This is a genomic window from Cupriavidus sp. GW823-FHT06D04 (genome assembly GCF_058795055.1).
Map to the genome: position 1 here is coordinate 1 of NZ_JBXAHL010000020.1, position 25,359 is coordinate 25,359.

The following is a 25,359-nucleotide window of genomic DNA, read 5'->3' on the forward strand; positions in this document are numbered from 1 at the left end:
GCCAGCCCGACCATCGGCTTGCAGGTCGGGCCGACCGTGAACACGATCGACGCCAGCTCGCACCTCAGCCTGAAGATGCCCACCATGCAGAACTTCGGCAACGGCACCCAGGTGGCTGCGCTGTAACGGGACCGAGGTGCGTCGCCCCCGCTTCAACGGGTGGCGACGCAACTTGGAGTCCGCAGCGGAAGATACAACCTACGGTATTCCAGTCCGGAGCCCGTAGCACTTGCCGGCCTTGGCAAGCACTCGACAGGTTTTCAGCAGTCTGAACCCGCCCTATTCTGGGCGGTTTTTTTTCTTCGCCGGACCTTGGGGCCGCGCTTCGAGCGCGGCCATTTGCGTGCCATCACGGCGGCGGCCATCTCGCATCAGTGGCGCGCTCGCCGGCCACCAGGCCGCACAAATCGCGCGCGTCCAGGCAGAGAGCTGACCCACCGAAGCCCGGTGTCATTGGCTTCAAGGCGGCTTGGCTCGACGCAGTCAGTTCTCGGGGGCAACTGTATTCGTTGGGCCAACAGTGCCGTGAAATGAGTTGGCCTACGCCCAACACCAACCCTGACAAATTTTCGCCCGACGGATCTCAGAAGGCACCAAGATTCCATGAAAAATCCTTTATTTTCAATATGTTAGTCAGCTAACTGCAGCGCCCTCCCGGGCCTGGCACGGCCCATGCTCTATACCCTTCGAGCGCAACAAACGTGCTCCCCCAACCGAACCCCAGGAGACTCACCATGCAATCGACCCTCATGATCAAGGATCTGCCGCTCGACCAGGAACTCGACGGCAAGACCATGTCCGCTGTGCGCGGCGGCCACGCCTTCTCTCTTGTCGGCGGCAACTTTCAGAACGTCATCGGCGGCGGCGGCTTTGCCAGCCCGACCATCGGCGTGCAGATCGGGCCGATCGTGAACACCATCGACGCGAGCACACACCTCAACCTGAAGCTTCCCACCCTGCAGAACTTTGGCAACGGCACCCAGATGGTCGCGCTGTAACGCTGCATGCGGGAGTCCCGCCGACGCGGGACTCTCCTCAACCGAACCCCCAAGGAGACTCACCATGCAATCGACCCTCATGATCAAGGACCTGCCGCTGGACCAGGAACTCGACGGCAAGACCATGTCCGCTGTGCGCGGCGGCCACGCCTACTCTGTTGTCGGCGGCAACGCCCAGAACGTCGTCGGCGGCGGCGGCTTTGCCAGCCCAACCATCGGCCTGCAGGTCGGGCCGACCGTGAACACGATCGATGCGAGCACGCACCTCAGCTTGAAGATCCCCACCCTGCAGAACTTCGGCAACGGCACCCAGGTGGCCACGCTGTAACAACGCTGCACGCGGGAGGCCCGCCGAGGCGGGACTCCCCTCAACCGAACCCCCAAGGAGACTTACCATGCAATCGACCCTCATGATCAAGGACCTGCCGTTCGACCAGGAACTGGACGGCAAGACCATGTCCGCTGTGCGCGGTGGCAGCGCCTACTCGCTTGTCGGCGGCAACTCTCAGAACGTCGTCGGCGGCGGCGGCTTTGCCAGCCCGACCATCGGCTTGCAGGTCGGGCCGACCGTGAACACGATCGACGCCAGCTCGCACCTCAGCCTGAAGATCCCCACCATGCAGAACTTCGGCAACGGCACCCAGGTGGCCACGCTGTAACAACGCTGCATGCGGGAGGCCCGCCGAGGCGGGACTCCCCTTCAACCGAATCCCCAAGGAGACTTACCATGCAATCGACCCTCATGATCAAGGACCTGCCGTTCGACCAGGAACTGGACGGCAAGACCATGTCCGCTGTGCGCGGTGGCAGCGCCTACTCACTTGTCGGCGGCAACTATCAGAACGTCGTCGGCGGCGGCGGCTTTGCCAGCCCGACCATCGGCTTGCAGGTCGGGCCGACCGTGAACACGATCGACGCCAGCTCGCACCTCAGCCTGAAGATGCCCACCATGCAGAACTTCGGCAACGGCACCCAGGTGGCTGCGCTGTAACGGGACCGAGGTGCGTCGCCCCCGCTTCAACGGGTGGCGACGCAACTTGGAGTCCGCAGCGGAAGATACCGCCTGCGCTATCTTCCACTGCATTCTCCGGCCAAGTCTGAACGGCTCATCGTGCCCCCTGGGGGGATGATGATCCCGGAGCTACACCCTCACCTCACATCCGTCCCTTCCAGGGCACCAGGACCTTCGCCAGCTTGCGCATCAGCAGGTCGAACACGTAGGCGATCAGCCCGATCAGCACGATGCCCATGATCACCACGTCTGTACGCAGGAAGTTGGAGGCATTGAGCACCATCTGGCCAAGGCCGGCGGTCGCGGCCACCATTTCAGCGGCGACCAGGGTGGTCCACCCGAAGCCGATGGCAATGCGCATCCCGGTCAGGATATCGGGCAGTGCGGCGGGTATCACCACGTGGCGCACCACCTGCCACGGCGTGGCACCCATCGAGTAAGCCGCGTTGATCTGCTCGATGGTGACCGAGCGCACGCCGGCCTGGGCCGACATTGCCAGCGGCGCGAAGCAGGCCAGGAAGATCAGCAGCACCTTCGAGGTCTCGTCGATGCCGAACCAGATCACGATCAGCGGCAGGTACGCCAGCGGCGGCAGGGGACGGTAGAACTCGATCGGCGGATCGAAGACGCCGCGTGCGATGCGCGACACCCCCATCATCACGCCGATCGGCACCGCCGTGACCACCGCCAGCCCGAAGGCGCCGAACACGCGCAGCATGCTGGCCGCGAAATGCTCGGTCAGCGGCTGGCCGCCCTGCAGGTTGCCCTGCCAGGCATCGATAAAGGCGGTGACGATCGACTCAGGCGTGGGCAGGAACAGCGGCGGCAGCCAGCGCAGATGGCTGGCAAGCCACCACAACGCGAGCAGCAGGACCACGGTGATGGTGGAGATGCGTGAACTTGACCCCTCGCCGGGCAGGCGGTAGCCCGAAACGGTCTTCATTTGCTGGCTGGCCCCGGCCGCTGCGGCTTTGGTGACGCGCGGCGTGGGTTCGATGCGTTGGACGGAAGCGGGCATCTCGTGTTCCTCAGGCGGTGGCATGGATCAGATCAATGATCTCTTCGCGATAGCGGATGAATTCCGGGTCGGCCTTGACTGCACGGGCGTCCCCGCATTCGATGAAGCGCCGCGCGAACGGCAGTTCATAGGTGTGCGCGATGCGGCCAGGCGACGGCGTCATGACAATCAGCCGCGTGGCCAGGAACAGCGCCTCTTCCACGCTGTGCGTGATAAAGAAAACAATCTTCTGTTCCTTGGCCCAGAGCTTGAGAATCAGCGCCTGGATCGATTCGCGCGTCAGCGCGTCGAGCGCGCCCAGCGGCTCGTCCATCAGCATCACGGCCGGATCACAGGCGAGCGCGCGGGCAATCCCGACGCGCTGCTGCATGCCGCCCGAAAGCTGATAGACCGGCTTGCTGGCGACATCTTCCAGCCCGACCGCGGCCAGCTTCTCATGCGCGACCCGCAGCCGCTCGGCACGCGATACGCCGCGCAGGCGCAATCCGAGCGCGACGTTGTCCGCCACGCTGAGCCACGGCATCAGGGCGTGCTTCTGGAACACCACGCCGCGTTCGGCACCCGGCCCGCGCACCACCTTGCCGGACAGCCGGATCTCGCCTTCCGAGGGTTCCATGAAGCCTGCGATGCACGACAGCAAGGTGGTCTTGCCGCAGCCCGAGGCACCGAGCGCCACGACGAAATCGCCGCGCTCCATGGTGAGGTTGACTTGCGACAGGGCCAGCGTTTTGGCGCCGCCTGCGACGCCATAGTTGACACTGAGATTATCGATTTCAAGCTTGTACATGATGGGCTTCCGCAACAGGACTTTCGGGGCGGCCGCGCCGGACTGGCTTGCGCGCGGCGGCCATCTTCAGCGCGATGGGCGCGGCGTCAGCGCAACGCCCGCTTCGCCCATTCCGCGTTGACGCCCGGGCCATAGTCCGGCAAGACGGTCTGGATGGTGCCCTGCTCCTTGAGGAACTGCGCCGCGGACTGCAGCGCGCGCGCCGCGCCGCCGCCCAGCCAGCGCTCCGACACCTGCTCCTGCAGCGTGGGGAAGGCGTACAGCGCCATGCTCGCGGGTACGGTCTCGGCCTTGGCGCCAGACACCTTGGCCACCGCCTTCACCATGGGCGAATCGGGGGTCCACGACGCCTTGTTCTTGCGGTAGTTGTCATCCGCGGCGGCCAGCACGCGCACCAGCTTGACCATGAACTCCGGGTTTTCACGGGCAAACTTCTTGTTGGCGATCATACCGTCGAAGGTGGCCTTGCCGGTGTCGGCGGCAATCTGGCCGGAAGTCATCAGCACGGTGCCTGACTGCTTGAGCTTGGCCAGCACCGGGTCCCAGATAAAGGTGGCGTCGATATCGCCGCGCTCCCAGGCGGCGGCTACCTCGGGCGGCCGCATGTTGACAATGCGGACGTCCTTCGGATTGATCTTGGCGCGCTCCAGTGCGACCAGCGTGTGGTAGTGCGTGGTTGACACGAAGGGCACGCCGACGCGCTTGCCCTTCAGGTCGGCGACGCTGGCGATCTTGCTGCCATTGCGCGCCACCATCGCCTCGGCTGCGTTGATGTCGTCCAGGATCCAAAAAAGTTCGACATCCAGCCCTTGCGACAGCGCCGACGCAATCGGCGAAGTGCCGGCCTCGCCAATGGCGATCTGGCCCGAAGCCATGGCGCGGATCACATCCCCGCCACCGCCGAACTGCCGGAACGAAACCGTGTAGCCGGTCTGCTTTTCCAGTTCCTTCATGTCCTGCGCGTAGCGCCAGGGCACCACCATGTCCTGGTAAGCAATCACTACATTCTTGCTCTGGGCGTGTGCGGCTGGCGCCAGCGCGGCCACCAGGGCGAAATACGTCGCTATCTGCTTGATCCACCGCATGGTTGTGCTCCTCGGAAGGGAAATATGTTTGGGGGTCACGGCTTTATAGGTGAGGGCCATTCCGGGCCTATAGGACCAGTTGCCCGCATTCGCTGGAACCAGAACGGGCCGCGCCGGCGCAGGCCGCGCCAGGCCGTGAAATGCGCTGGCGCGAGGCGGCGTCAATCATGGAAATCCTTAGCGGCTACCGACGAGGCTTTGGTCGTGCCGGAGGCGCTTCCCGAGGCCGTCGAAGATCCCGGTGCACGGCCTGATGCCGCCCGCGGCGGTCAGGCGGTAAGGGAGAACCCGGAGTCGAAGGTCTGCCGCACATCGAGCCGTTGCTTGAGCAGCCCAACTTTCTGGTAGAAATCCGCCGTGCGCTGCTGCTCGGCGAGCAGTTCGGCATCGATGCTCCGCCATTGCGTGTGCCGCCGCTCGAACTGCAGCCGTGCCGCCTGCGGCGGGATCCCGATGATGCGGGCGAGGGCCGCCGAGAACTCCGGTGCGTGCTGGTAGGACCATTGCTGCGCACGCACCACCCGGCGCAGGAAGTCCTGCAGCACCACGCGCTTGGCCGCCAGCGCGGCATCGGTGGCCGCCAGGTAGCTGAGGCCGGACCACAGCCCGCGTCCGCTGACCAGCACGCGCGCGTGGCCGCTCGTTTCCACCATCGCGGTATAGGGTTCCCACGTCGCCCACGCATCCACCGAGCCGCTGCTCAACGCGAGCTTGGCATCCGCCGGCGGCAGGAAGCGGAGGTTGGCGTCCTCCGGCTTCAGCCCCGCGGATTCCAGCGCCTTGAGCGTCACCAAGTGCCCGATCGAGCCACGGTTCGTGCCGATGCTCTTGCCTTTCAGGTCGGCGGCCTGCCGCAGCGGCGAGTCGGGCCGCACCAGGATTGCCGTGCCGTAGGGGTCAGAGCGGTTGGCGCCGATCAGCTTGATCCGCGTGCCGGCCGCCAGCGCGAAGATCGCCGGGGCATCGCCGATCGGGCCGCTGTCGACCGCGCCCGCGTTCAGCGCCTCGGCAAGCGGTGCCGCGGCAGGGAACTCGGTCCATTGAATGTCGTAGCCCAGGCCCTCGAGCGCGTTGGCGGACTCGAGCAGCGCGCGCAGGCCGCCCTTCTGGTCGCCGGCTTTCAGGACCGGGCGCCCCTGCGCTTGCGCACTGCTGGTGGCGAAGGTGGTAAAGGAAAGGATGGGGCCGGAGGCGAGCGCGGCCGTGGCGGCGGCGCCCTGGCGCAGGAACTGTCGTCGGGAAGCGGTCATAGCATTCGCGGGGAGATGGAAACCCACGAACGTACGCGCGCAGCGCGCGAAAACCAACGAAGAAATCCGGCATTCCATATGCGTGGAGCATGCCGGCCGGGACCTTCGTTGCGAAGCTCAGGCGCGCGCCCGCACGCCAGGACGCTTCGCGTCCCTTTACTCTTTACGCTCTTGTGCTTTCGCCCGGGTAGCCGCGGGCGCTGCCTTCTTCTTCGACTTGCCCTGATTGAACGCAATCGCGGCAAGAATGAGATTCTTCATGGCACTCGCGTCAATCTTGTCGCCCTCGAAGAGATCGATCGCGCGCCACTTGTTGCCGCCGAGGCCGGCGTTGAAGAGCTTGTCAGGATCCGGCAGGCTGGCCCCATTGGTGAAGGTGATCTTCACCTTCTCCTTGTGCGCGTTGGCGACTGCGATCATGCCGTCGCGCGACCACACCGGGCTTCCCATCCATTTCCATTCCTCGATGATCTCGCCATCGGCCTCAAGGATGGTCTTGCGCAGGCTGGCCAGCGTCTTGCCACGCCAGTCGGTGAGTCCTGCGATCAGCTCGTCGATACGTTCCGATGGATTCATTGGATCCCTATTCCTCGAATTGGTCCCGTGGATGAGGCAGCTCACGTTCGGCAATGGCAGAGAGCGTTTCGGTCGATCCCTCGTTCATCGCTCCATCCGTTTCAGCAGGTTAGCATAGCCCGATTGTTGTGCTTCATGCACTGTCGTCAGCAGCCATGCCTGCCCTGGGCGACTTGGCCTGTCTGTCAGGCAGTCAGCGTGTATTCGATGGAGTGAAGGCAATGGCGAACCAACCATCCAGGAAGCCGGCGCACGCCGCAACGAAGACCCCGGCCAGGCGGGCCGCTGCCAGCCCGCCCCTGCTCGCCGGCGGCAACCCCCAGATCGCGAAGGCCGACGGAGATGCCCCCGTGCAGGCCTACATCGCCGCCATGCCGGGCTGGAAACACGACGCCGGGCGCCGCCTCGACGCGCTCATCCAGCGCACCGTGCCTGACGTCCGCAAGGCAGTGAGGTGGAACTCGCCCTTCTATGGCATCGAGGGTCAGGGCTGGTTCCTCAGCTTCCATTGCATGACGAGGTACATCAAGGTGGCATTCTTCCGTGGCATGTCGCTGCGCCCTGTTCCCCCTGTCGAGTCCAAGGACGAGAACACGCGTTACTTCCACATCCACGAAGACGACGAGCTTGACGAGGCGCTGGTGGCAAGCTGGATCCGGCAGGCATCGGAACTGCCTGGCTGGGCTCCGTAAGCCCCTGTCCTCAGAACCAGGCCCCGTTGGTCAATCCGGCAGCACCGCACCGCCAAACTGCTTGCGGTAGGCAGACGGAGAAACGGCGAAGGCCTGGGTGAAGTGCTGCCGGAACGAAACGGCGGATCCAAACCCTACCAGCTCGGCGATGAGGTCGACCCCCTTGTCCGTCGTCTCCAGCAGGCGCTGCGCCGCCGCCAGCCTGTGGTTCAGCACCCACTGCGTCACCGTTGTGCCAGTCTTCGCCTTGAAGCGCCTGGTGAAGTTGCGCCGGCTCATCCCGGCCCTCTCCGCCAGCGTGTCCAGTGCCAGCGCCTGGTCCAGGTTCTCGATGGCCCAGTCCAGGGTCGTGCTGAGCTTGTCCGCGCCATCCATCCGGGGCAGCGGCTGTTCGATGTACTGGGCCTGGCCGCCATGCCGGTGCGGGGCAACGACCATGCGGCGGGCCACCCGGTTGGCGACCTCCGCGCCATGGTCGCGGCGCAGCAGGTGCAGGCAGCAATCCAGGGCGGCCGCCGTCCCGGCCGAGGTCAGGATGTCGCCATCGTCGATATACAGGGAGTTGCGATCGAGCCTGACCTTCGGATACCGGTTCGCAAAGTCATCGGCCCAGGCCCAATGCGTGGCCGCCGTGCGCCCGTCCAGCAAACCCGCCTCGGCGACCACGAACGTACCCAGGCAAAGGCCGGCAATCCGCGCGCCCCGCACGCTGGCGGTTTGCAGCGCTTCCACCAGGGCCTGGGGCGGGCGCTCCGCAGGGTCGCGCCAGGCCGGCATGATGACCGTATCCGCCTCGGCCAGCACCGAAAGGTCGTGCCCGACCTCGATCCTGAAACCGGACATGGTTGGAATCAGCCCGGTCTTCTCGCCGCAGATGATCAGCCGGTAGCGCGGCACGCCCAGCCGGGCAAGATCGTCGCCAAACACGATACAGGGCACGGACAGGTGGAAGGGGCTGATGCCTTCGAAGGCGATCACCGCGACGGTATGCATTGCATTCTCGCAGTCAGGGACAGGGATTGAAGTTGGCCCAATTCTATCGGATGCTGTCCATCGGGCCACTTTCGGGGTTCCAGCGGGCGTTGGAAACTACATCCCATGCCGCGGTTGCGGTGATTGGGGCGGCCTCCTCGGCAACGGCGCCGCCCTCTTCTTCCCCATGACGAGGACCACAATGAACCACCCGACGATTCGCACCATGGCCGGCGCACCGGCCCCCACCGCTATCGAAGCCGCCAGCAGCGCCTTGCTGGTGATCGATTTCCAGAATGAGTACTTCAGCGGCAAGATGCCGATTCCGGACGGCGCGCGCGCCCTGGGCAATGCGCAACGCCTGATCGCTCACGCGGATGCGGCAGGGATTCCTGTTGTCCACATCCAGCATGTGACGCCCGCGGGCAGCCCCATCTTTGCGGAACAGAGCGCCAGCGTGAAATTCCACAGCGACCTGCAGCCGGCCGCGCATCACACGGTATTGCAGAAGACCTCGGTCAGCGTGTTCCCGACGACCGACCTGGACCAGCGCCTCAAGGCCGCCGGCATCAAGACCCTGATCATCACGGGCCTGATGACCCATGCCTGCGTGTCGGGCGCAGCGCGCGATGCGGTGCCGCTCGGATACGGCGTGATCGTGGCGGAGGATGCCTGCGCAACGCGCGACCTGGATACCGCCGGCGGCGTGGTGCCGCACCGGGACCTGCACCGGGCCGCGCTTGCCACCATCGACGACACCTTCGGCGATATCCTGACGACCGAGGAGGTGTTGAAACTGCCGATCGCCTGATCGATCGCCGACAGCCGTGGTGCCGAGGGGGAGAACGTCAGGCCATGCACCTCCCCCTCAGTCAATGGCTCCCGCCGCCCGCTTTCAGACTGCCAGGCGCTCCACCGCGCCCTGACGCCTGACCATCCCCAACGAGAACATCGACAACCCCGCGACCAGCGCCGGCACGCCAATCAACGCAAACAACGCCGGCATGCCCAGGCCCATCGACAACATGGTCGCCCCGCCGACCGACCCCACCACCGAGCCCATCCGGCCCACGCCGTTGGCCCAGCTCACGCCTGTGGCACGGCAGTCCGTCGGATAGAAGCTGGCGGACAGCGCATTCGCACCCACCTGCGACCCTGAGATGCAGAAGCCCGCCAGGAACACCGCCATGCCCGCGGCCACCGGCTCGGAAGCAACGCTGCCCACCGCCGCAATGCCAAGCGCCGCCAGCGCATAGCTGGATGCCAGCACATAGTGCGGATTGATCCGGTCCATCAGCCAGCCCAGCGCAATCGCCCCTATCGTCCCGCCGATCTGGAACATTGTTGTCACCAGCGCGGCCGTGCGCAACGAATGGCCGGCAGTGCGCAGCAGCGTCGGCAGCCAGCTGGACAGCAGGTAGATCACCAGCAGGCTCATGAAGAACGTCAGCCAGAACAGCAGCGTGCCCCGCAGCAGTTCGGGCCGGAACAGGTGCCGCACGGGCGAGCTGGTGCTGCGCTGTTCGCCGACCACGAAGGTGGCGTCGCGCAGGTCGGCTTGCGGCGCGATCTTCTGCAGCGTGGCGACGATGCGTTCGCGCTGCTTGCCGGCCAGCACGAGGTAGCGCACCGATTCCGGCAGCAGCCACTGCAGCAGCGCCGCCAGCATCAGCGGCATGACCCCGCCGGCCACCAACACCGAGCGCCAGCCAAAGGCGTCGATCAGCCCGGCCGAAGCCAGTCCGCCGAAAGCCGAGCCCAGCGTGAAGCCGCAAAACATGGTCGTGACCAGGAACGAGCGCCGCTTTTCCGGACAGAACTCCGAGGTCAGCGTGATGGCGTTGGGCATGGCCCCACCCAGGCCCAGGCCAGTCAGGAAGCGCAGCAGCACCAGCGTCCACAGGTCATGCGACCAGGCCGAGGCCAGGCTGGCGGCACCGAAGAACAGCACCGACAGCACCAGCACGCCCTTGCGGCCGAAGCGGTCGGCCAGTGGGCCGAAGAGGAAGGCGCCGACCATCAGGCCGCCGAGCCCGGCGCCGAACAGCGGCGCCAGCTGGGCCGGCGTCAGCTGCCATTCCGCGCGGATGGCTGGTGCGATGAAGCCGATCGCCGCGGTATCGAAACCATCGACCGCAACGATCAGGAAGCAAAGCACGACGATGCTCACCTGGAACGCCGACAGCGGCTGGCGGTCGATGAACGCGGTGACGTTCAGGGGTTGGCTGGCAGGCATGGTGGTCTCCTCCTTGATGCCAGGATTAGGGGCGAGTCACGCCCGGCGGCCTTATAGGCGGCCGCCAGGTCGTTTCGGATTGACTGCGAAGAAAGGTTGCGTCAGCGGCTTACAGCCACGGCGTGGGGCTCAGGCACTTGTCGGCACGCCAGCCATGCAGCCACTGCAGCGCGTCGTAGAACTGCGCCTGCGTGCGGCCGGTCCACAGGCTGTTGCGCACCAGCCGGTCCACGCCCTTGGCGTGATAGACGCGGCCCATGTCGCGCGCGGCGTAGAGCACGCGGGCGGTGCGCGGGATGCGGGCCTGCTCGTAAAGCTTGAATGCCGCTTCGAAATCACCGCCGGCCACCTTCACCGCTTCACCCAGCGTGACCGCATCTTCCAGTGCCTGGCAGGCGCCCTGCGCCACGTACTGCGTCATCGGGTGCGCGGCGTCGCCGAGGATGGTGGCGCGGCCGAAGCTCCAGCGCTCGACCGGATCGCGGTCGGCGGTGGCCCAGCGCTTCCACGAGGTCGGGCGGTCCAGCATCTGGTGCGGCAGCGGGTGGATGCCGTCGAAGTACGACAGCACCTCTGCCTTGCTGCCGTCGCGCACGCCCCAGGTCTCCTCCTCGCGGCTGTGGAAGGTCACCACCAGGTTGTACTGCTGGCCGCCGCGCAGCGGGTAGTGGACCAGGTGGCAATGCGGGCCGGCCCACACCACTGGTGCGTTGACCTGCAGGTCCTGCGGCATGTCGGCGACATCGACCACGGCGCGGTAGACCACATGGCCGGTGACGCGGGGCTCATCGCCGATCAATGCCTGGCGGATGGCGGACTTGACGCCGTCGCAGCCGATCACCGCGTCGCCATGGTGATGCTCGCCGTGCTGGTCGATCACGGTCACGCCCTTGTCGTCCTGCAGCAACTGCTCTACGCGCGTGCTGGTGCGGAACGTGATCAGCGGATGGTCCTGCACCGCCTCCAGGATCGACAGGTGGATATCGGCGCGATGGATCACCGCATACGGGTTGCCGAAGCGCTCGCGGTAGGCCTGGCCCACATCGACCCGGGCGATCTCGCTGGTGTCGATCGCATCGCGCAGGCTGAGGTAGTCGGTAAAGACCGCGCGGCTGCGTGCGGCCTCGCCGACGCCGAGCGCGTCGAGCGCAGCAAAGGCGTTGGCGGCCAGCTGGATGCCCGCGCCGATCTCGCCGATCTGCTCGGCCTGCTCCAGCAGTTCGATGCGGATGCCCTGGCGTGCCAGCGCCAGCGCCGCGGCCAGGCCGCCGATGCCGCCGCCGATGATGAGGACCTTGCCGGTCGCGTTGTTGGTACTGCTCATGTCTTGTCTCCTGGCCTGCGCGATGCGTCAGGCGGTATGGTCGGGCTGGCGCCCGGGCGCCGCCTGGGCAAAGGCGGGATGGGCGCTGGCGTGGGCGTAGACCGCCATCGCGCGCTCGTACCGGCCCAGGTCGCAGCCCATGCGCAGGGCGTTGGCAACCTGCGGCACCAGCGCGACGTCAGCGAGCGTCGGCGCATCGCCGAAGCACCACCTGCCATGTCCGTGCAGCGCCAGCAGGCGCTCCACGCCGGCCATGCCTTCATCGACCCAGTGGCGGTACCAGGCATCCTTCTGCTCGGGCGTGACCTTCAGCACATCCTGCAGGTAGCGCAGCATGCGCAGGTTGTTGACTGGGTGAATGTCGCAGCCGATCAGCGTGGCCAGTTCCAGCACCCGCGCTCGCTGCACCGGGTCTTGCGGGAGCAGGCGCGGTTCGGGATGGAGCGCATCCAGGTAGTCGATGATCGCGAACGACTGCCCGAGCGCAAGACTGCCATCCACCAGCGCGGGCACGGTCGCGGACGGGTTGATGCTTTCGACATACTCCGGCGCGCGGTGCTGGCCGGTGCGGATATTGACCGGCAGGTAGTCGTACGGCAGGCCTTTGAGGGCCAGCGCGATGCGCACCCGGTAGGACGTCGAGCTGTTGAAGAAACTATAGAGCTGCATGATCGGTAATGCCTGTGTGCTGCGATTCACGGGGGGTCAGACCACGCGCACGGTCAGCTCGCCGAGGCCGTCCACGCCCGTGACCATGGTCTCGCCGGCCTTGACCGCGCCAACGCCTTCCGGCGTGCCGGTGAAGATCACATCGCCCGGCTCCAGGCGGAAGAACTGCGACAGGTAGGCCACCGTCTCGGCCACCGACCAGATCAGGTGCGACACGTCGCTGCGCTGCTTCGTTTCACCGTTGACGGTCAGCCAGATGCCGGCCTGCTGCGGGTGCCCGATCTCGCTGGCACGGTGGATCGGCGCCACCGGCGCCGAGGCATCGAAGGCCTTGCCGATTTCCCAGGGGCGGCCCATCTCGCGCATCTTCATCTGCAGGTCGCGGCGGGTCATGTCGAGGCCGACGGCATAGCCCCACACGTGTTCGAGTGCCTGTTCGACCGGGATATCCGAACCGGCCTTGCCGATCACGGCCACCAGTTCGGCCTCGTAGTGGTAGTTCTGCGTCTGCGCCGGATAAGGCAGGTCCAGCGTGGTGCCGGCCTGCACCGGGACGATCGCGTCGGCCGGCTTGCAGAAGAAGAACGGCGGCTCGCGGTCGGGATCGAAGCCCATCTCGCGCGCATGGGCGGCGTAGTTGCGGCCCACGCAGTAGACGCGGCGCACGGCGAACTGGTCGTCGCTGCCGGCAACGGGGATGGAAACGGTGGCGGGGGGCGTGAAGACGTAGGACATGGTTCGGAATTTCCGGAGGTCGTCAGGTAAGCGGGAGCCTCCGGCGGTGCGCGCAGGCACCGCCCGGGGCAGGTCGGATCAGGGTTGCGGGAGGCTCAGGTGCGCGCTTCGCGTAGCAGGTTCATCGCGGACAGCACGGGCCGGTCGGAATAGCTGAACAGCACCGCGTCTTCCAGCGCGCCCAGTTGCACCGGCGCCCACGACGGGGCCACGAAAATATCGCGCGGCTCGAACTGGAACTGGTCGTCGCCGATGCGCACCGTGCCGCGCCCTTCCACCACGCTGTAGATGGTGGCGTCGGTGCTGCGGTAGGTCTTGCCCTGGAAGCCCGCCGGCAGGTACTGCATGAAGGTGGCGATGGTCGGCATCGGCCAGCCGCCGGTGGCCGGGTTGATATAGCGCAGCTTGACGCCGTCCCAGGCATCGAGCTCGCCGTTGCGGTAGAGCTGGTCCAGCGCCTCGCGCGAACGCTCGTACGGGTAGCTGAAAATCGGTGAAGTGGGATCGGTCACGCGGTGCCGCACCGGCACCATGTTGTGGCCGAAGCGGGCAAAGCTGTCGCCCTCGACGCGGGTCACGGGCTGCTGGGCTTCCGGGTAGTTCTCGGCAAAGCCGGCATCGAACTGCTGCACCAGCGGGATATCCAGCCCGTCCAGCCACACCACCGGCTCGCCGCCGTCCTCGACGGCAGGGTTGCCATGGTCATGCCAGGTCCACGACGGCGTGATGATGAAGTCGCCGGGGTGCATGGTGGTGCGCTCGCCGTTGACCGCGGTCCAGGCGCCCTTGCCTTCGACGATAAAGCGCAGCGCGGACTGGGTATGGCGGTGGCTGGGCGCGATTTCGCCCGGCAGGATCAGCTGCAGGCCGGCGTACAGCGTGGAGGTGATGCTCGACTTGCCCGGGATCCCCGGGTTCTCCAGCACCAGCACGCGGCGCACCGCTTCCTCGGCGCTGATGACGCCGCCGGCCTGCATGACCAGCGGGCGGATCTGGGCGTACTTCCAGATGGCGGGAACGATCTGCGGCCGCGGTTGCGGCGGCACCAGCGCGTGGAGCGACTCCCACAGCGGGGTCATGTGGCTGCGGCCGATTTCTTCGTAATAGGCCACGCGGGCCGGGTCTGGGGTGTGTTCGGACATGCTGTCTCCGTAACTTTATGCAGGGCTTTGGGAGCGCTTTTGTGGGTGCGTGTCATCGCTCGCACCGTCTTGTTGTCGTTATACGCGGCGCCCTATAAGATTTGAAATGAACTTTTCATCTTATCGATACGATTTTTTATATAGGTAGCCCCATGGACTGGACCCAGAGATTGCGGCTGCGCAACCTGCAGATGCTGCTGAGCCTGGCCGAGACCGGCAATATGAGCCAGTCGGCGGCCATGCTGAACACGACCCAGCCGGGCCTTTCCAAATGGCTGAAGGACCTGGAGGACGATATCGGGCTGCCACTGTTCGAGCGCCAGGCGCGCGGGCTGCGGCCCACGCCCTATGGCGAGTCGCTGATCGAGCACGCACGCCGGATCGAGGCCCAGCTGGATACTGCGCGCGACGACCTGCAGGCCATGCGCGACGGCGGCAGCGGGATTGTGGTGGTGGGTACGTCGGGCGCGTCGTCGGCGGATACCGTGCCGCTGGCAGCGCTGCATTTGCTGCAGCAGATGCCCCGCGCCAGCGTGCGGCTGGTGGAAACGACCATGGACCGGCTGATGAGCCAGCTGGCACACAGCGAGCTGGATATCGTAGTGGGACGCTCCGCCCCCGAACTGCAGGACGCGCACATGCGCACCGAATCGCTCTACATGGAGCCGATCCACTTCGTCGCCCGGCCCCGCCATCCGCTGCTGCAGGGCGCTGGCATCGGCTGGGACGACCTGTATCGCCACCGCTGGGTGGTGTGGCCGCGCGGCACGCCCATCCGCAACGCGCTGGAAGGCGCGCTGGCCAGCGCCGAGCGTGCCCTGCCGGCCGATTGCGTGGAGAGCAATTCCACCGTGCTGAATCTCACGCTACTCAACAACAGCGACATGATCGGCCTGGCCTCGCACCGCACCGCGCGCCGGCTGGAAGAGCTGGGCGCGCTGCGCATCGTGCCGCTGCGGCTGGCGGGGTTCGGCTCGGTGTCGATGTACTGGCGTGACGACGCGCAGTCGCGCGCGGCGGTCATGGCCATGCTGGATTGCCTGCGGCGGGCGGCGGGGGCACCGCAGGACTAGGTGCGGCTCAGAATCGATGCCGCATCCCCACCGCCACGGCCGTCATGCTGCGATGCCCGCTGCCGAGGAAATACCCGTTGGCAAAGCTCACCGCCGAGGTATCGAAGTTGATGCCGGCATGCTGGACATAGGCCGTCGTCAGATAGACGTCGGTACGCTTTGACAGGCTGTCGCGTGGGTCAGCGGCTGACCGCGCGATGGATCGCGAGCGCCGCGGCCACCATGGCCTCGGCGGATTCCAGCGCCCGGCCCGGATCGTCGCGCTTGCGCACCCCAGCCGCGCTGGTCCCACGCGCGGCGCCGTCCGGGTTGGCGGAGAACTTCACCACCGTCAGCCCCCTGGCCGGGTTGATATAGATCTTCTGTCCGAAGCGCCCGCTGGCCTCGATGCTGCCGTCGCCGTCGTTGCGCTGGAACCAGTAGTTGCGGTAGCCATAGCCATCGCGGCCCGGCATGGTGTTGCCGCGCGCAAAGCGGGCCTGGTTGCCGGCCGGCTGCAGCGCAATGCGCACCGCCGCCGGCGAGATCCCGCCCGAGGCGTCGCCCGCGGCCGCCCGGCGCACCGCCTCGGCAAAGCGGGCGGCGTCGCGCAGCGTGGAATTCATGCCGCCGCTGGCCATTTCCGTGCCCTGGCGGTCCACCTGGGTGTAGGCATCATCGTCGGCAAAGCGGGACCACAGCCGCTCGGTCACCAGCTGCGCCCAGCTCTTGCCGGTGATACGCCGCAGCGCCCATGCCACCGCTTCCGGCGAGCCGTTCTGGTAGTACCAGACGCCGACTTCGTCGCGCCCGCCGGTGGCGTGGACGACCTTGAGGAAGTCATAGATGGTGTCCGGCGCATCCGCCTTGCGCGGCACGATCCCCACCGCCCCGAACAGCCCCAGGTCCGGCGGCAGCCCCTCCGGGTAGCCCACCGGCACCTCCATATCCAGGTTCTGCTGTACCGTGGCCTCGCCGAACGGATTGCCGGCCAGTTCCGGCACATACTGCGCCAGCCGGGCCTGCGGATCGAGCTTGCCCTCTTCGACCAGCATGGCGGCCAGCAGACCGGTGACGGACTTGGTCATCGAGGCCCAGATATGCGGCTGGTAAGGACCAAAGCCAGCGAGGTAGCGCTCATAGACGACCTTGCCCTGGTGCAGCACGATAAAGCCGTCGGTATGGGTGTCGCGCAGGTAATCGGCCAGTCGGGCAGTCTTGCCCGCCACGGCAAACGTGGTGCCATCCAGTTCCGTACCGGGCTGGCCGGCCAGGGCCAGCGGCTGGCTGGCATGCCGGATGCCCGCCGTTGGCGACATCTCGCGCGCATGCCGGAACGCCCAGCGCATATTCGGCGGACGCAGCCCGCTGCCGCGGCTGACTTGCTTGTCGGGCGGCGGCGGAAAGCCCTGCATGACCTCGTCCTCGGCAACGACCAAAGGCTGGCCGGTGCCCTGCGCCAGCGCAACGCTCATCGGCGCTACCAGCAGCGCCACGGCCAACCACGGCCCGACTGCGTCCGAATCCCGTCCTGCGCGTCACTGTTTGCGCTTGCATGCTGTCTCCATTCCTGTCCAGGCGCTTGCACGGACGGTGCGCCGCCTTGTATGCATTAGGTGCAAGCCTGCATGGTGCAGGCCGCGGGCGCCATCTTGGCGGACGCGGATCCTGACCTCAATGATGCGTTCGGAATAGAGCCATAACCCGGTGGAATGTCAGGCCCCGAAGCCGCATAATGGCGAAACCCTTCCTCTCCGATGTCTGCCATGCAGCTTCCCGACGCCCGCGTCCGCGACCTGCTCCGCCATCCGGGGCGCTTTGCCTGGCACACGCTCAGGCAGTTCCGCGCCAACCAGGGCCTGCTGCTGGCCGGCGCGGTGGCCTACTACGCGCTGCTGTCGATCGTGCCGCTGCTAATCCTGATGATCATTGCCCTGTCGCACGTGATCGGACCAGACCTGCTGTTGTCCACGCTCGCGCGCTACCTGGAGTGGGTGGTGCCGGGGCAGTCCAGGGCCCTTATCTCCGAGCTTGCCGCCTTCCTGCGCAACCGCGGCACGATCGGCTGGGTACTGCTGGGCACCATGCTGTTCTTCAGTTCGCTCGCCTTCACCGTGCTGGAGAATGCCATGTCGGTGATCTTCGAGCACCGCGTGTCGATCCGGCGCCGGCATTTCCTGGTCTCGGCGCTACTGCCCTATTGCTACATCGCGGTACTGAGCGTGGGCCTGCTGCTGGTCACGGTGGTGTCAGGCGGCCTGCTGGCCATCGGCGAACGGCATGTGGAAGTGCTGGGCCGCGACTGGTCGCTGGACCGGCTCTCGACCGGCCTGCTCTACCTGCTCGGCTTCATTGGCGAGGTGCTGATGCTGACCTCGATCTACATGGTGATGCCGGTTGGCAGGCTGTCGCTGCGGCATGCGCTGAGCGGCGCGTTGATTGCGGCCGTGCTGTGGGAAGTCTCCCGTCATGTGCTGGCATGGTACTTCACCACGTTGTCGCAAGTGAGCCGGGTCTATGGTTCGCTGACCACGGCGATCGTGGTGCTGCTGAGCTTGGAGATTGCGGCGACCTTGCTGCTGCTGGGGGCGCAGGTGATCGCGGAGTTCGAGCGTGGCGGCTGGGAAGGAAAGCCAGCGCACGCGGAACCGGAAGAATTCCACACCTGAGCGGCACCATTCACGCGCCCGCTCAGGCGAGCGCCAGATCGAGGCAGGCGCGGATACGCCTCTCCTCCTCCGCACCGAAGGCGCCGATAAATACCAGTGCAGACCCTGCCGCATCGCCTTGCGCCATCGGATTCAGCCGCATGCGGCCCGCGACCACATGCAGTTCATGCAGGCGCGGATCGGCTGCCAGCCTGACCATACCCTTCGCGCGCAGCAGGCGCACCGGCAGCGTCTTCAGCGCCTGCCGCAGCCGCATCTTGTCGAAATCGCGGCCGGTCTGGTATGAAATGCTGCGGATGCCGGCGTGCACGGTGCCGACGGGTCGCCGCCAGTGCCCGCCTGCCTGCAGCACGGCATCGCCATGTGGTTCCGGCAAGGCGGCGTCGACAAAGACCGACAAGGGCACCTCGCCCTCGCATGCGCTCAGCACCGCAGAACGCGGCGCGATGGCGCCGACCGTGGCGGCAGCCATTGCCAGTGCATCCGCATCGGCAAGGTCTGCCTTGGTCAGCACCACCACCGAGGCCCCCGCGATCTGCAGCCGCACTATGTCGCCCACCAGCGGATCGTGCAGGCTGTGGGCGACCTCGGTCACGTCCACGGCCACCACCACGGCATTGAGCACAAAGGCCCGATCCAGCAAGCCGACCTGCGCAATACGCTGCGGGTCCGAGACACCGCTGGCCTCGATCACCAGCAGGTCGGGCCGCTGCTCCCTTGCTGCGATGGCCACGAGCGCCTCGGCCAGCCGGCCGCCGATCGAGCAGCAGATACAGCCGTTCTCCAGCTGGATCACGTCGTCGCTGCGCGTGCGGATCAGCGCGGCATCGATATTGATCTCGCCGAAGTCGTTGACCAGCAATGCGATGCGGCGCCCGTGCGCGTTGGCCAGCAGGCGGTTGAGCAAGGTGGTCTTGCCGGCGCCAAGGTAGCCGCCGACCACCACCAGCGGGACCGGAGCCCGCGCGTTCATCGGGCCGGCGCCGGGAACACGCGCCCGCCCAGCACCGTGCCCCAGACGCGCACGTCCTTCAGGCATGCGGGAGCCACTGTGGTCGGGTCATCTTCCAGCACGGCAAAGTCGGCCAGCTTGCCAGGCGCGATGCTGCCGATGCGGTGATCGAGCTTCAGCGTATAGGCCGCACCCATGGTGATGGCATACAGCGCGTCGGCGACGGTCAAGCGCTCCGCTTCGCCCAGCACGCTGCCGGAGGCCGTCTGGCGCTGCACCGCGCACCACGCCGTGAAGAGCGGGTTCAGCGGCGTGATCGGCGCATCGGAGTGGATCGCAAACGGAATGGCCAGCTTGCGCGCAGTGCCCGCCGGGTTCATGCGCGCGGCGCGCGCCGGTCCCACGGTCTGGCCGGCATGCGCATCGCCCCAGTAGTACAGGTGGTTGGAGAAGAAGTTGATGCACAGGCCCAGCCGCGCCGCGCGCGCGAGCTGTGCCTCGTCGGCCAGCTGGCAGTGCTGCAGCGTATGGCGATGGTCCGCGCGCGGATGGCGCGACAGCATGGCTTCGAGCACGTCCAGCACCACTTGCGTCGCCTCATCGCCATTGTTGTGGATATGCAATGGCAGGCCGGCCAGGTGGAACGGCGTGAAGGCGTCGAGCAGTTGCTCGGGCGGGATCAGCCACAAGCCATTGGCCTGTCCGCCGGCATAGCCGGGCGCACGCAGGCGCGCGGTAAAGCCCTGGATCGAGCCGTCGACGATGAACTTGACCGGACCGAAGCGCAGCTTGTCGGTACCGGCCGCCGCCGCGGCCTGCACGCGGGCGGGGCCGCCCTGTGCATTGCGCTGCGGCGAGAACGCCGGGACGATGCGCAGCGGGAAGCCGGGGTCGGCAGTGACCGCCTGCAGCGTCTCCAGCCCCTTGGGCGACAGGTCGTTGACCAGGTCAGTCGCCGTGGTCACGCCCGCCAGTTGCGCCACGCGGCCGAAGCGGCGCACCGCGTCGGCATTCTCGGCCGCCGCCAGCGACAGGCCGCTGCCAAGCACGCGCTGCACCGGGAACATCGCGGCGAATTCCTGCAGCTCGCCGGTGGGCAAGCCCCGCGCGTCCTTGTGCACGCCGTCGATATCTGTGTCCTCGTCGATGCCGGCCCGCGCCAGCATCGCGGAATTGACGTTCATCAGATGCACGCTGGCATGCATCACCACGATGGGCCGCGTGGCCGAGACGCGATCCAGCTCGCGCACCGACAGCCGGCTGGCGCCGAAATAGATCGGGTCGAAGCCCCAGGCTAGCAGCGGCGTGTCCGGGTCATGCATCTGGCTTGCCGCGCCCGCCAGGCGATCGATCACCTGCTCCAGCGTGCGCAGACCGCGCCACAGCTTGCCGTCCGGATCGCGGCGGTCGAAGTAGCCGACGTAGACCGCATCCCACATCGCGCCTTCCATCAGGTGGCAATGGCCTTCCACCAGCCCGGGCATCAGCACCTTGTCGCGGAAGGTGTCGACCTGCACCGCATCCGGCCAGCCGGCCATCTCGGCCGCGCCGCCCACGGCAAGGATCTTGCCGTCGCGCACCGCGACTTGGGTCGCCTCGGGCTGGCCGGCTTCCATCGTGAGGATCTTGCGCGCCACGAATACCTGCGTGCGCGCCGTGTCGTCTTGTGTCATGAATTGCATGAGTCCGTTCATTCACGACGCCTGCACGCGGGCCAGGCGGGGTGCGTAGTTCACCAGCGCGATCACCAGCAGGTTGACGCACAGGCTGACCAGCCCGAGGTTGATGCCGCCGAAATCGACCTGCTGCACATACAGCGCGATCGCCAGTGCCTGGCCGGTGACGATGCCGAGCGCAATCGCCAGCGGCCGCACCTTCAGCGAGAACAGGATCACCAGCACGCCAGGGAAGAACTGCGTCACGCCGTAGTAGGTGGTGTTGATCAGCGTCAGCATCAGGTTGGGCGTGGCCAGCGTCATGGCGATGGACAACACCAGGTAGATCACGATCACCACCTTGGCGCCCTGCTTCTGGCGCGCCTCGGGCATGCCGGGCAGCAGGTTGCGCGTGACAATGGGGCCGATCGCCAGGCAGATGCCGGCCAGCACCAGCAGCCCCGACAGCGCAGCGCCGGCGGTCACCAGTCCGAGCAGCCAGTCCGGCAACAGCCGCACCGCCGCCGCGAAGAAGGCCTCGTTGGGGGAGGCGAGCTGCAGGTTCTGGCTGATCGCGTAGTACGACGCCAGCACCAGGAACGGATACATCAGCATGTACAGCGGCATCGCCACCTGCGTGCGCCGGATGGTGTTGGCGCTCTTGGCCGTGAAGAAGTTCTGCACCGCGAACGGCATCACGTAGAAGCCCAGTGCCTGGAACAGCATGGTGCTCATCGAGAAGCGCAGCTGGGTGTCATTCATCTGATTGCTGACCTGCATGCTGGCGGCATGGAACACGTCGCCCACGCCCGCCTTCCAGCCCACTGCAACGCCGGTGGCGACGATCGCCACCACCATCAGGATGTCCTTGAGGATGGCGATATAGGCCGATGCGCGCACGCCGGAGATGGCAATGTAGGTAAAGGCCAGCGCCGCCGAGATCATCACCAGGTACACCGGCTCGAACTCCCAGCCCAGCCCCTTGAGCGCCGCCACCAGCCCGGTGAACTGCAGCTGGCCCCAGGGCAGCAGGAACAGGATCGCCGAGCCCGCCACGATCAGCTCCAGCGCACGGCTGCCGTAGTGGCCCTTGAACAGGTCCGGCAGCGTGATCGCGTTATAGCGCGCGCCGGCCTGCCAGATCTTGGGCCCGAGGAAATAGCCGAGCGGATACGCCAGCAGGATGTAGCCGAGGAACCAGACCCCGTAGGTCGGCCCCTTGGCGTAGATGCCACCGGGAAAGCCCACCATCGTGCCGATGCTGTAGATCTCGCCCGCGGCCAGAAAGAACACCAAGTAGGCGCCGAACTGCCGCGACGCCACGAAGAAATCATGCACGCTCTGCGCGCCGTGGCCCTTCTTCGAGCGGATGGCGAGATAGAGCGAGAAGACGATAAAGCCGAGGAATACCGCTGTGGTCATGATGGTCTCCCCTTCAGGCTTCATGCGCCGCGTCGGCGGCGTGGCGGTCGAACAGCAGCCAGCACGCCAGCATGCAGCCGGAGGTCAGCACGAACCAGGCAAAGATCCAGGCGTAGATAAAGGGCACGCCGAGCACGAAGCGCTCGACAGTCGCCACCCAGGGCAGCATCCCGATGACGCCGATATACGGCAGGCCAAGGCCAATCAACAGCTTGAGCATGATGTCTCTCCGGTTTCCGATGGGCGGTGGATGGCGGGCGCCGTGTGTGCTGTCACCGGCCCGCTCTTTTGTTCCGGTCATCATAGGGAGCGCGGAGGTATGATTCAAATGCAAATGTTGAACCGATCCCATAACCAACGCGCATGGTTTTCCGCATGGACACACAGAAACTTCTGCACCTGCTCGCCGTGGTCGAGCACGGCACGTTCTCCGAAGCGGCCCGTGCCATACACCTGACCCAGCCGGCGCTGAGCCGCAGCATCCGCGCGCTGGAAGACGAGCTCAAGGCGCCACTCTTTGACCGCGGCGCGCGGCGCGCGCGCCTGACGGTGTTCGGCGAACTGGTGGCCGACCGCGCGCGCCGCATGCGGCTGGAAGAACGCCAGTTGCGGCGCGACCTGGACCTGCTGCGAGGTGGCGAGGAAGGCTCGCTGACGATCGGGGTCGCGCCCGCGCCGGCGGCGCTGCTGCTGACGCCGTTCCTGATCCACATGGCGCAGGCCCACCCGCGCATCAAAGTGCGCACCGAGACCGGCGCCACCAGCGCCCTGCTGGAGGCACTGCGCAACGAAACCATCGACGCCATCGTCGGCGATGCCTATGTGCTGCGCGCGGCCGACGACATCGACGTGGAGCCATTGGGTGAGCTACCCGCAGGTCTGGTATGCCGCGCCGGGCATCCGATCCTGCGCAAACGCCGCATCGATATCGAGACCATTCGCGCCTACCCGGTGGCAACCACCACGCTCAGCACCGTCATCAGCCGGCAACTGGCGGAGCTATGGGGGCCGGGCGCCGCGCCGGACAAGCTCTTCACCCTGCATTGCGACAACCTCGACATGCTGCGCAGCGTGACGCTGGCCAGCGATACGCTGCTGTTCGGCGTGCTCTCGATCACGCGGCAGGAGCGCGCCGCCGGGCTGATGGCCGAAGTGCCGATGCCGCCCGATCCGCGCCGCTGCGGCCGCTATGGCATTGCACGCATGGCGGCGCGCTCGCTGTCGCCGGCGCTGGAGGTGCTCTATCGGTTCACGCGGGAACACTGGAAAGCGCTGTCGTCCGAAGCTGGCGGTGCCAACGCGCGCCGCTGAACCTGCCCCTTGCCGCGCGCTGTTGTATGCTCCGCCCTGAACCATCGCCCGTGTCCCGCATGACCGAATCCACGCCAGACCGCCCTCGCCGCATCACCATCCACGACGTCGCCCGCGCCGCCGGCGTGTCGCTGACCACGGTGTCGCACGCGCTGAACGACCGCGGCGTGCTGGACCCGGCCACGCGTGCGCGCGTCAAGCGCGTTGCCGCCGAACTGGGCTACCGGCCCAGCGTGCGCGCGCAGCGGCTGCAGTCGGGCCGCGCCAACTGCATCGCGCTGTTGTCGTCGATGCCGTTCGCGGTGGCGGGCGGCACGTCGCGGCTCGGCTTCATGATGGAAGTGGCGGCGATCGCCGCCGAAGCGGCAATGGGGCGCGGCCTGGGCGTGGTGCTGGTGCCGCCGCTGGAAGGCGCCGGGGGCCTGCTCGATACATTGGATATCGACGGCGCGATCGTGATCGAGCCGATCGCGGGCGACCCGCATATCGCGCGCCTGCGTGAGCGCGGCGTCAGCATCGTGTCGATCGGGCGCGAGCCGCTGACCGACACGCCGGTGCCTTGCGTCGACCTGCAATCGGCCGACACCGCCCGGCTGCTGCTGGCGCATTTGCACGGACACGGGCGCCGGCATATCGGCCTGATGATCGGCGCGGCGCCGCGGCAGTCGTATGTGGAAACCGAACGCGCTTACCGCGAGTTCACGCAGGCAATGGGCTTGCCCTGCCATATCGTCAAGGCAGCCGAGGAACACGGCGAAGCCGCGGGCGCCGAGGCCTGCGCGCAGTTGCTGGCGCAGATGCCGGCGCTCGATGCGCTGTGCGCGCCGGTGGATGCGTTTGCGGTGGGCGCCATGGCCCACCTGCAAGGGCTGGGCAAGCGCGTGCCCGACGATGTGCTGGTGGTGACGCGCTATGACGGCATCCGCGCCCGCAGCGCACAGCCGCCGATCACCGCGGTCAACCTGCATCTGGAGCGCGTGGCATCGCTGGCGGTGGAACTGCTGTTCGCGCACCTGTCCGGCGACCGTAGCCGCGACGTGATCACCGGGCCCGCGCCCGAACTGGTGGTGCGGGCATCGTCCACGCCAGGCGTCTAACCGCGCAGCAGCACCACCGCACCGGAGACCAGCGCAAACACCAGCACGCCGATGCGCAGCATGCGCTGGTTGATGCGCTTGTGCACCAGGTGGCTGGCCACCATGCCGACGATCAGCACCGGCAGCAGCCCGATGGCATAGAGCACCTGCTCCATACCGAGCCGGTCGCTCAGCGCCAGCACCACCAGCGAGATCGATTCACCGACCAGGAAGCACAGCGCCACGGTGGCACGCAGCGTCGCGACCGGCGCATGCTGGTAGGCCAGCGCCAGCGGCGGGCCGCCGACACCGGTTGCGGTCTCGGTCACGCCGGTGATCAGGCCGGTCGAGGCAAAGGTCAGCCGCCCCGGCGTAAAGGCCGGCGCCAGCAATGACACCACCGCTGCGGCAATGGTGCTGCCGCCGACCAGCGCGTTGAGCCATGCCATCGGCATCGCCACCAGCACCCACAGCCCGCCGAAGGTGCCGGCCAGCCGCCCGGCGCTGATCCACCCTGCGCCGCGCAGGTCGATGGCATGGCGTTCGCGCCATGCCACGTAGGCGTTGAGCGGCAGCATCGCCAGCAGCAGCGCGCCTGGCAGCATTGCCGGCGCGGCCAGCGCCAGTACCGGCACCACGATCAGCGCGAAGCCCATGCCGGTCGCACCCTGGACCAGCGCGCCGGTAAAGACCGCCACGCCGACGCTGAACAACGTCATGTCCATG

General features: G+C 66.9%; 27 protein-coding genes and 1 pseudogene. 10 read left to right on the forward strand and 18 right to left on the reverse strand.

Annotated elements, in window-relative coordinates; all coding sequences use genetic code 11:
• The first annotated feature begins 734 nt into the window (after positions 1 to 734).
• From AC1Q7H_RS22830 to AC1Q7H_RS22845, 4 genes are all read left to right on the forward strand, one after another.
• A complete protein-coding gene (locus AC1Q7H_RS22830; protein ID WP_153957110.1) occupies positions 735 to 998 on the forward strand; it encodes a hypothetical protein in 264 nt (87 codons plus the stop codon).
• A gap of 64 nt (positions 999 to 1,062) precedes the next feature.
• Positions 1,063 to 1,326, forward strand: a complete 264-nt coding sequence (locus tag AC1Q7H_RS22835) for a hypothetical protein (protein ID WP_114134388.1) — start codon at positions 1,063 to 1,065, stop codon at positions 1,324 to 1,326.
• Between the two features lie 67 nt (positions 1,327 to 1,393).
• Positions 1,394 to 1,657, forward strand: a complete 264-nt coding sequence (locus AC1Q7H_RS22840; RefSeq protein ID WP_492381763.1) for a hypothetical protein — start codon at positions 1,394 to 1,396, stop codon at positions 1,655 to 1,657.
• A gap of 68 nt (positions 1,658 to 1,725) precedes the next feature.
• Positions 1,726 to 1,989 (forward strand): hypothetical protein, encoded by a 264-nt coding sequence (locus AC1Q7H_RS22845; RefSeq protein ID WP_041228579.1) that lies wholly within the window; start codon positions 1,726 to 1,728, stop codon positions 1,987 to 1,989.
• Positions 1,990 to 2,152: 163 nt separating this feature from the next.
• Here AC1Q7H_RS22845 and AC1Q7H_RS22850 read toward each other — a convergent pair whose 3' ends face one another.
• The 5 genes from AC1Q7H_RS22850 to AC1Q7H_RS22870 form a co-directional block, all read right to left on the reverse strand.
• Complete coding sequence (locus AC1Q7H_RS22850; RefSeq protein ID WP_013952524.1) at positions 2,153 to 3,028, reverse strand: ABC transporter permease subunit; 876 nt, start codon at positions 3,026 to 3,028, stop codon at positions 2,153 to 2,155.
• Between the two features lie 10 nt (positions 3,029 to 3,038).
• Positions 3,039 to 3,815: a taurine ABC transporter ATP-binding protein gene (locus AC1Q7H_RS22855; protein ID WP_013952523.1), complete on the reverse strand. Its 777-nt coding sequence runs from the start codon at positions 3,813 to 3,815 to the stop codon at positions 3,039 to 3,041.
• Between the two features lie 86 nt (positions 3,816 to 3,901).
• Positions 3,902 to 4,900, reverse strand: a complete 999-nt coding sequence (gene tauA / locus AC1Q7H_RS22860) for a taurine ABC transporter substrate-binding protein (RefSeq protein ID WP_013952522.1) — start codon at positions 4,898 to 4,900, stop codon at positions 3,902 to 3,904.
• 269 nt (positions 4,901 to 5,169) lie between these two features.
• A complete protein-coding gene (locus AC1Q7H_RS22865; protein ID WP_492381764.1) occupies positions 5,170 to 6,150 on the reverse strand; it encodes an ABC transporter substrate-binding protein in 981 nt (326 codons plus the stop codon).
• Positions 6,151 to 6,306: 156 nt separating this feature from the next.
• The gene (locus AC1Q7H_RS22870) at positions 6,307 to 6,726 is read right to left on the reverse strand and encodes a DUF1801 domain-containing protein (RefSeq protein WP_013952520.1); all 420 of its coding nucleotides are present in this window, start codon (positions 6,724 to 6,726) and stop codon (positions 6,307 to 6,309) included.
• A 221-nt stretch (positions 6,727 to 6,947) separates the two neighbouring features.
• On the opposite strand from AC1Q7H_RS22870, the gene AC1Q7H_RS22875 reads away from it, so the two are divergent.
• Positions 6,948 to 7,418, forward strand: a complete 471-nt coding sequence (locus tag AC1Q7H_RS22875) for a DUF1801 domain-containing protein (RefSeq protein WP_013952519.1) — start codon at positions 6,948 to 6,950, stop codon at positions 7,416 to 7,418.
• 30 nt (positions 7,419 to 7,448) lie between these two features.
• Here the strand turns inward: AC1Q7H_RS22875 and AC1Q7H_RS22880 are convergent, their stop codons facing one another.
• Complete coding sequence (locus tag AC1Q7H_RS22880; protein ID WP_211981045.1) at positions 7,449 to 8,411, reverse strand: GlxA family transcriptional regulator; 963 nt, start codon at positions 8,409 to 8,411, stop codon at positions 7,449 to 7,451.
• Positions 8,412 to 8,592: 181 nt separating this feature from the next.
• Here AC1Q7H_RS22880 and AC1Q7H_RS22885 point away from each other — a divergent pair, with 181 nt between their 5' ends.
• The gene (locus AC1Q7H_RS22885) at positions 8,593 to 9,201 is read left to right on the forward strand and encodes a cysteine hydrolase family protein (protein ID WP_492381765.1); all 609 of its coding nucleotides are present in this window, start codon (positions 8,593 to 8,595) and stop codon (positions 9,199 to 9,201) included.
• Between the two features lie 84 nt (positions 9,202 to 9,285).
• Here AC1Q7H_RS22885 and AC1Q7H_RS22890 read toward each other — a convergent pair whose 3' ends face one another.
• The 5 genes from AC1Q7H_RS22890 to gtdA form a co-directional block, all read right to left on the reverse strand.
• A complete protein-coding gene (locus AC1Q7H_RS22890) occupies positions 9,286 to 10,626 on the reverse strand; it encodes an MFS transporter (RefSeq protein ID WP_492379322.1) in 1,341 nt (446 codons plus the stop codon).
• Between the two features lie 109 nt (positions 10,627 to 10,735).
• The gene (locus tag AC1Q7H_RS22895) at positions 10,736 to 11,950 is read right to left on the reverse strand and encodes a 3-hydroxybenzoate 6-monooxygenase (RefSeq protein WP_013952515.1); all 1,215 of its coding nucleotides are present in this window, start codon (positions 11,948 to 11,950) and stop codon (positions 10,736 to 10,738) included.
• Between the two features lie 27 nt (positions 11,951 to 11,977).
• A complete protein-coding gene (gene maiA, locus AC1Q7H_RS22900) occupies positions 11,978 to 12,619 on the reverse strand; it encodes a maleylacetoacetate isomerase (protein WP_013952514.1) in 642 nt (213 codons plus the stop codon).
• Between the two features lie 36 nt (positions 12,620 to 12,655).
• Positions 12,656 to 13,354 (reverse strand): fumarylacetoacetate hydrolase family protein, encoded by a 699-nt coding sequence (locus tag AC1Q7H_RS22905; protein ID WP_211981043.1) that lies wholly within the window; start codon positions 13,352 to 13,354, stop codon positions 12,656 to 12,658.
• 95 nt (positions 13,355 to 13,449) lie between these two features.
• Positions 13,450 to 14,496: a gentisate 1,2-dioxygenase gene (gene gtdA / locus AC1Q7H_RS22910; RefSeq protein ID WP_013952512.1), complete on the reverse strand. Its 1,047-nt coding sequence runs from the start codon at positions 14,494 to 14,496 to the stop codon at positions 13,450 to 13,452.
• Between the two features lie 152 nt (positions 14,497 to 14,648).
• On the opposite strand from gtdA, the gene AC1Q7H_RS22915 reads away from it, so the two are divergent.
• On the forward strand, positions 14,649 to 15,569 hold the full coding sequence (locus AC1Q7H_RS22915; protein WP_013952511.1) for a LysR family transcriptional regulator: 921 nt from the start codon (positions 14,649 to 14,651) through the stop codon (positions 15,567 to 15,569).
• Positions 15,570 to 15,576: 7 nt separating this feature from the next.
• On the opposite strand, the pseudogene AC1Q7H_RS22920 reads toward AC1Q7H_RS22915, so the two are convergent.
• Both AC1Q7H_RS22920 and AC1Q7H_RS22925 read right to left on the reverse strand, forming a co-directional pair.
• Positions 15,577 to 15,738: pseudogene (locus tag AC1Q7H_RS22920) on the reverse strand (porin); the annotation flags it as partial.
• Between the two features lie 10 nt (positions 15,739 to 15,748).
• On the reverse strand, positions 15,749 to 17,044 hold the full coding sequence (locus tag AC1Q7H_RS22925; RefSeq protein ID WP_492381766.1) for a serine hydrolase domain-containing protein: 1,296 nt from the start codon (positions 17,042 to 17,044) through the stop codon (positions 15,749 to 15,751).
• 261 nt (positions 17,045 to 17,305) lie between these two features.
• On the opposite strand from AC1Q7H_RS22925, the gene AC1Q7H_RS22930 reads away from it, so the two are divergent.
• Complete coding sequence (locus AC1Q7H_RS22930) at positions 17,306 to 18,217, forward strand: YihY/virulence factor BrkB family protein (RefSeq protein ID WP_013952509.1); 912 nt, start codon at positions 17,306 to 17,308, stop codon at positions 18,215 to 18,217.
• A 22-nt stretch (positions 18,218 to 18,239) separates the two neighbouring features.
• On the opposite strand, the gene AC1Q7H_RS22935 is transcribed toward AC1Q7H_RS22930, so the two are convergent.
• From AC1Q7H_RS22935 to AC1Q7H_RS22950, 4 genes are read right to left on the reverse strand one after another with little or no spacing between them, the layout of a single operon-like run.
• On the reverse strand, positions 18,240 to 19,190 hold the full coding sequence (locus AC1Q7H_RS22935; protein ID WP_492379324.1) for a CobW family GTP-binding protein: 951 nt from the start codon (positions 19,188 to 19,190) through the stop codon (positions 18,240 to 18,242).
• A complete protein-coding gene (locus tag AC1Q7H_RS22940; protein ID WP_492379343.1) occupies positions 19,187 to 20,851 on the reverse strand; it encodes an amidohydrolase in 1,665 nt (554 codons plus the stop codon). The genes AC1Q7H_RS22935 and AC1Q7H_RS22940 overlap by 4 nt, the downstream gene beginning before the upstream one ends.
• 12 nt (positions 20,852 to 20,863) lie before the next feature.
• Positions 20,864 to 22,246 (reverse strand): sodium:solute symporter family protein, encoded by a 1,383-nt coding sequence (locus tag AC1Q7H_RS22945; RefSeq protein ID WP_013952506.1) that lies wholly within the window; start codon positions 22,244 to 22,246, stop codon positions 20,864 to 20,866.
• A 13-nt stretch (positions 22,247 to 22,259) separates the two neighbouring features.
• Positions 22,260 to 22,466 (reverse strand): DUF3311 domain-containing protein, encoded by a 207-nt coding sequence (locus AC1Q7H_RS22950; protein ID WP_013952505.1) that lies wholly within the window; start codon positions 22,464 to 22,466, stop codon positions 22,260 to 22,262.
• A gap of 155 nt (positions 22,467 to 22,621) precedes the next feature.
• Between AC1Q7H_RS22950 and AC1Q7H_RS22955 the strand changes: the two genes are divergently transcribed.
• Positions 22,622 to 23,557, forward strand: coding sequence for a LysR family transcriptional regulator (locus AC1Q7H_RS22955; protein ID WP_041228823.1), 936 nt, complete (start codon positions 22,622 to 22,624; stop codon positions 23,555 to 23,557).
• Positions 23,558 to 23,616: 59 nt separating this feature from the next.
• Positions 23,617 to 24,654: a LacI family DNA-binding transcriptional regulator gene (locus AC1Q7H_RS22960; RefSeq protein WP_211981041.1), complete on the forward strand. Its 1,038-nt coding sequence runs from the start codon at positions 23,617 to 23,619 to the stop codon at positions 24,652 to 24,654.
• On the opposite strand, the gene AC1Q7H_RS22965 is transcribed toward AC1Q7H_RS22960, so the two are convergent.
• A complete protein-coding gene (locus AC1Q7H_RS22965) occupies positions 24,651 to 25,358 on the reverse strand; it encodes a sulfite exporter TauE/SafE family protein (protein ID WP_013952502.1) in 708 nt (235 codons plus the stop codon). The two genes, AC1Q7H_RS22960 and AC1Q7H_RS22965, sit on opposite strands and share 4 nt — an antisense overlap.
• Position 25,359 lies beyond the last annotated feature (1 nt).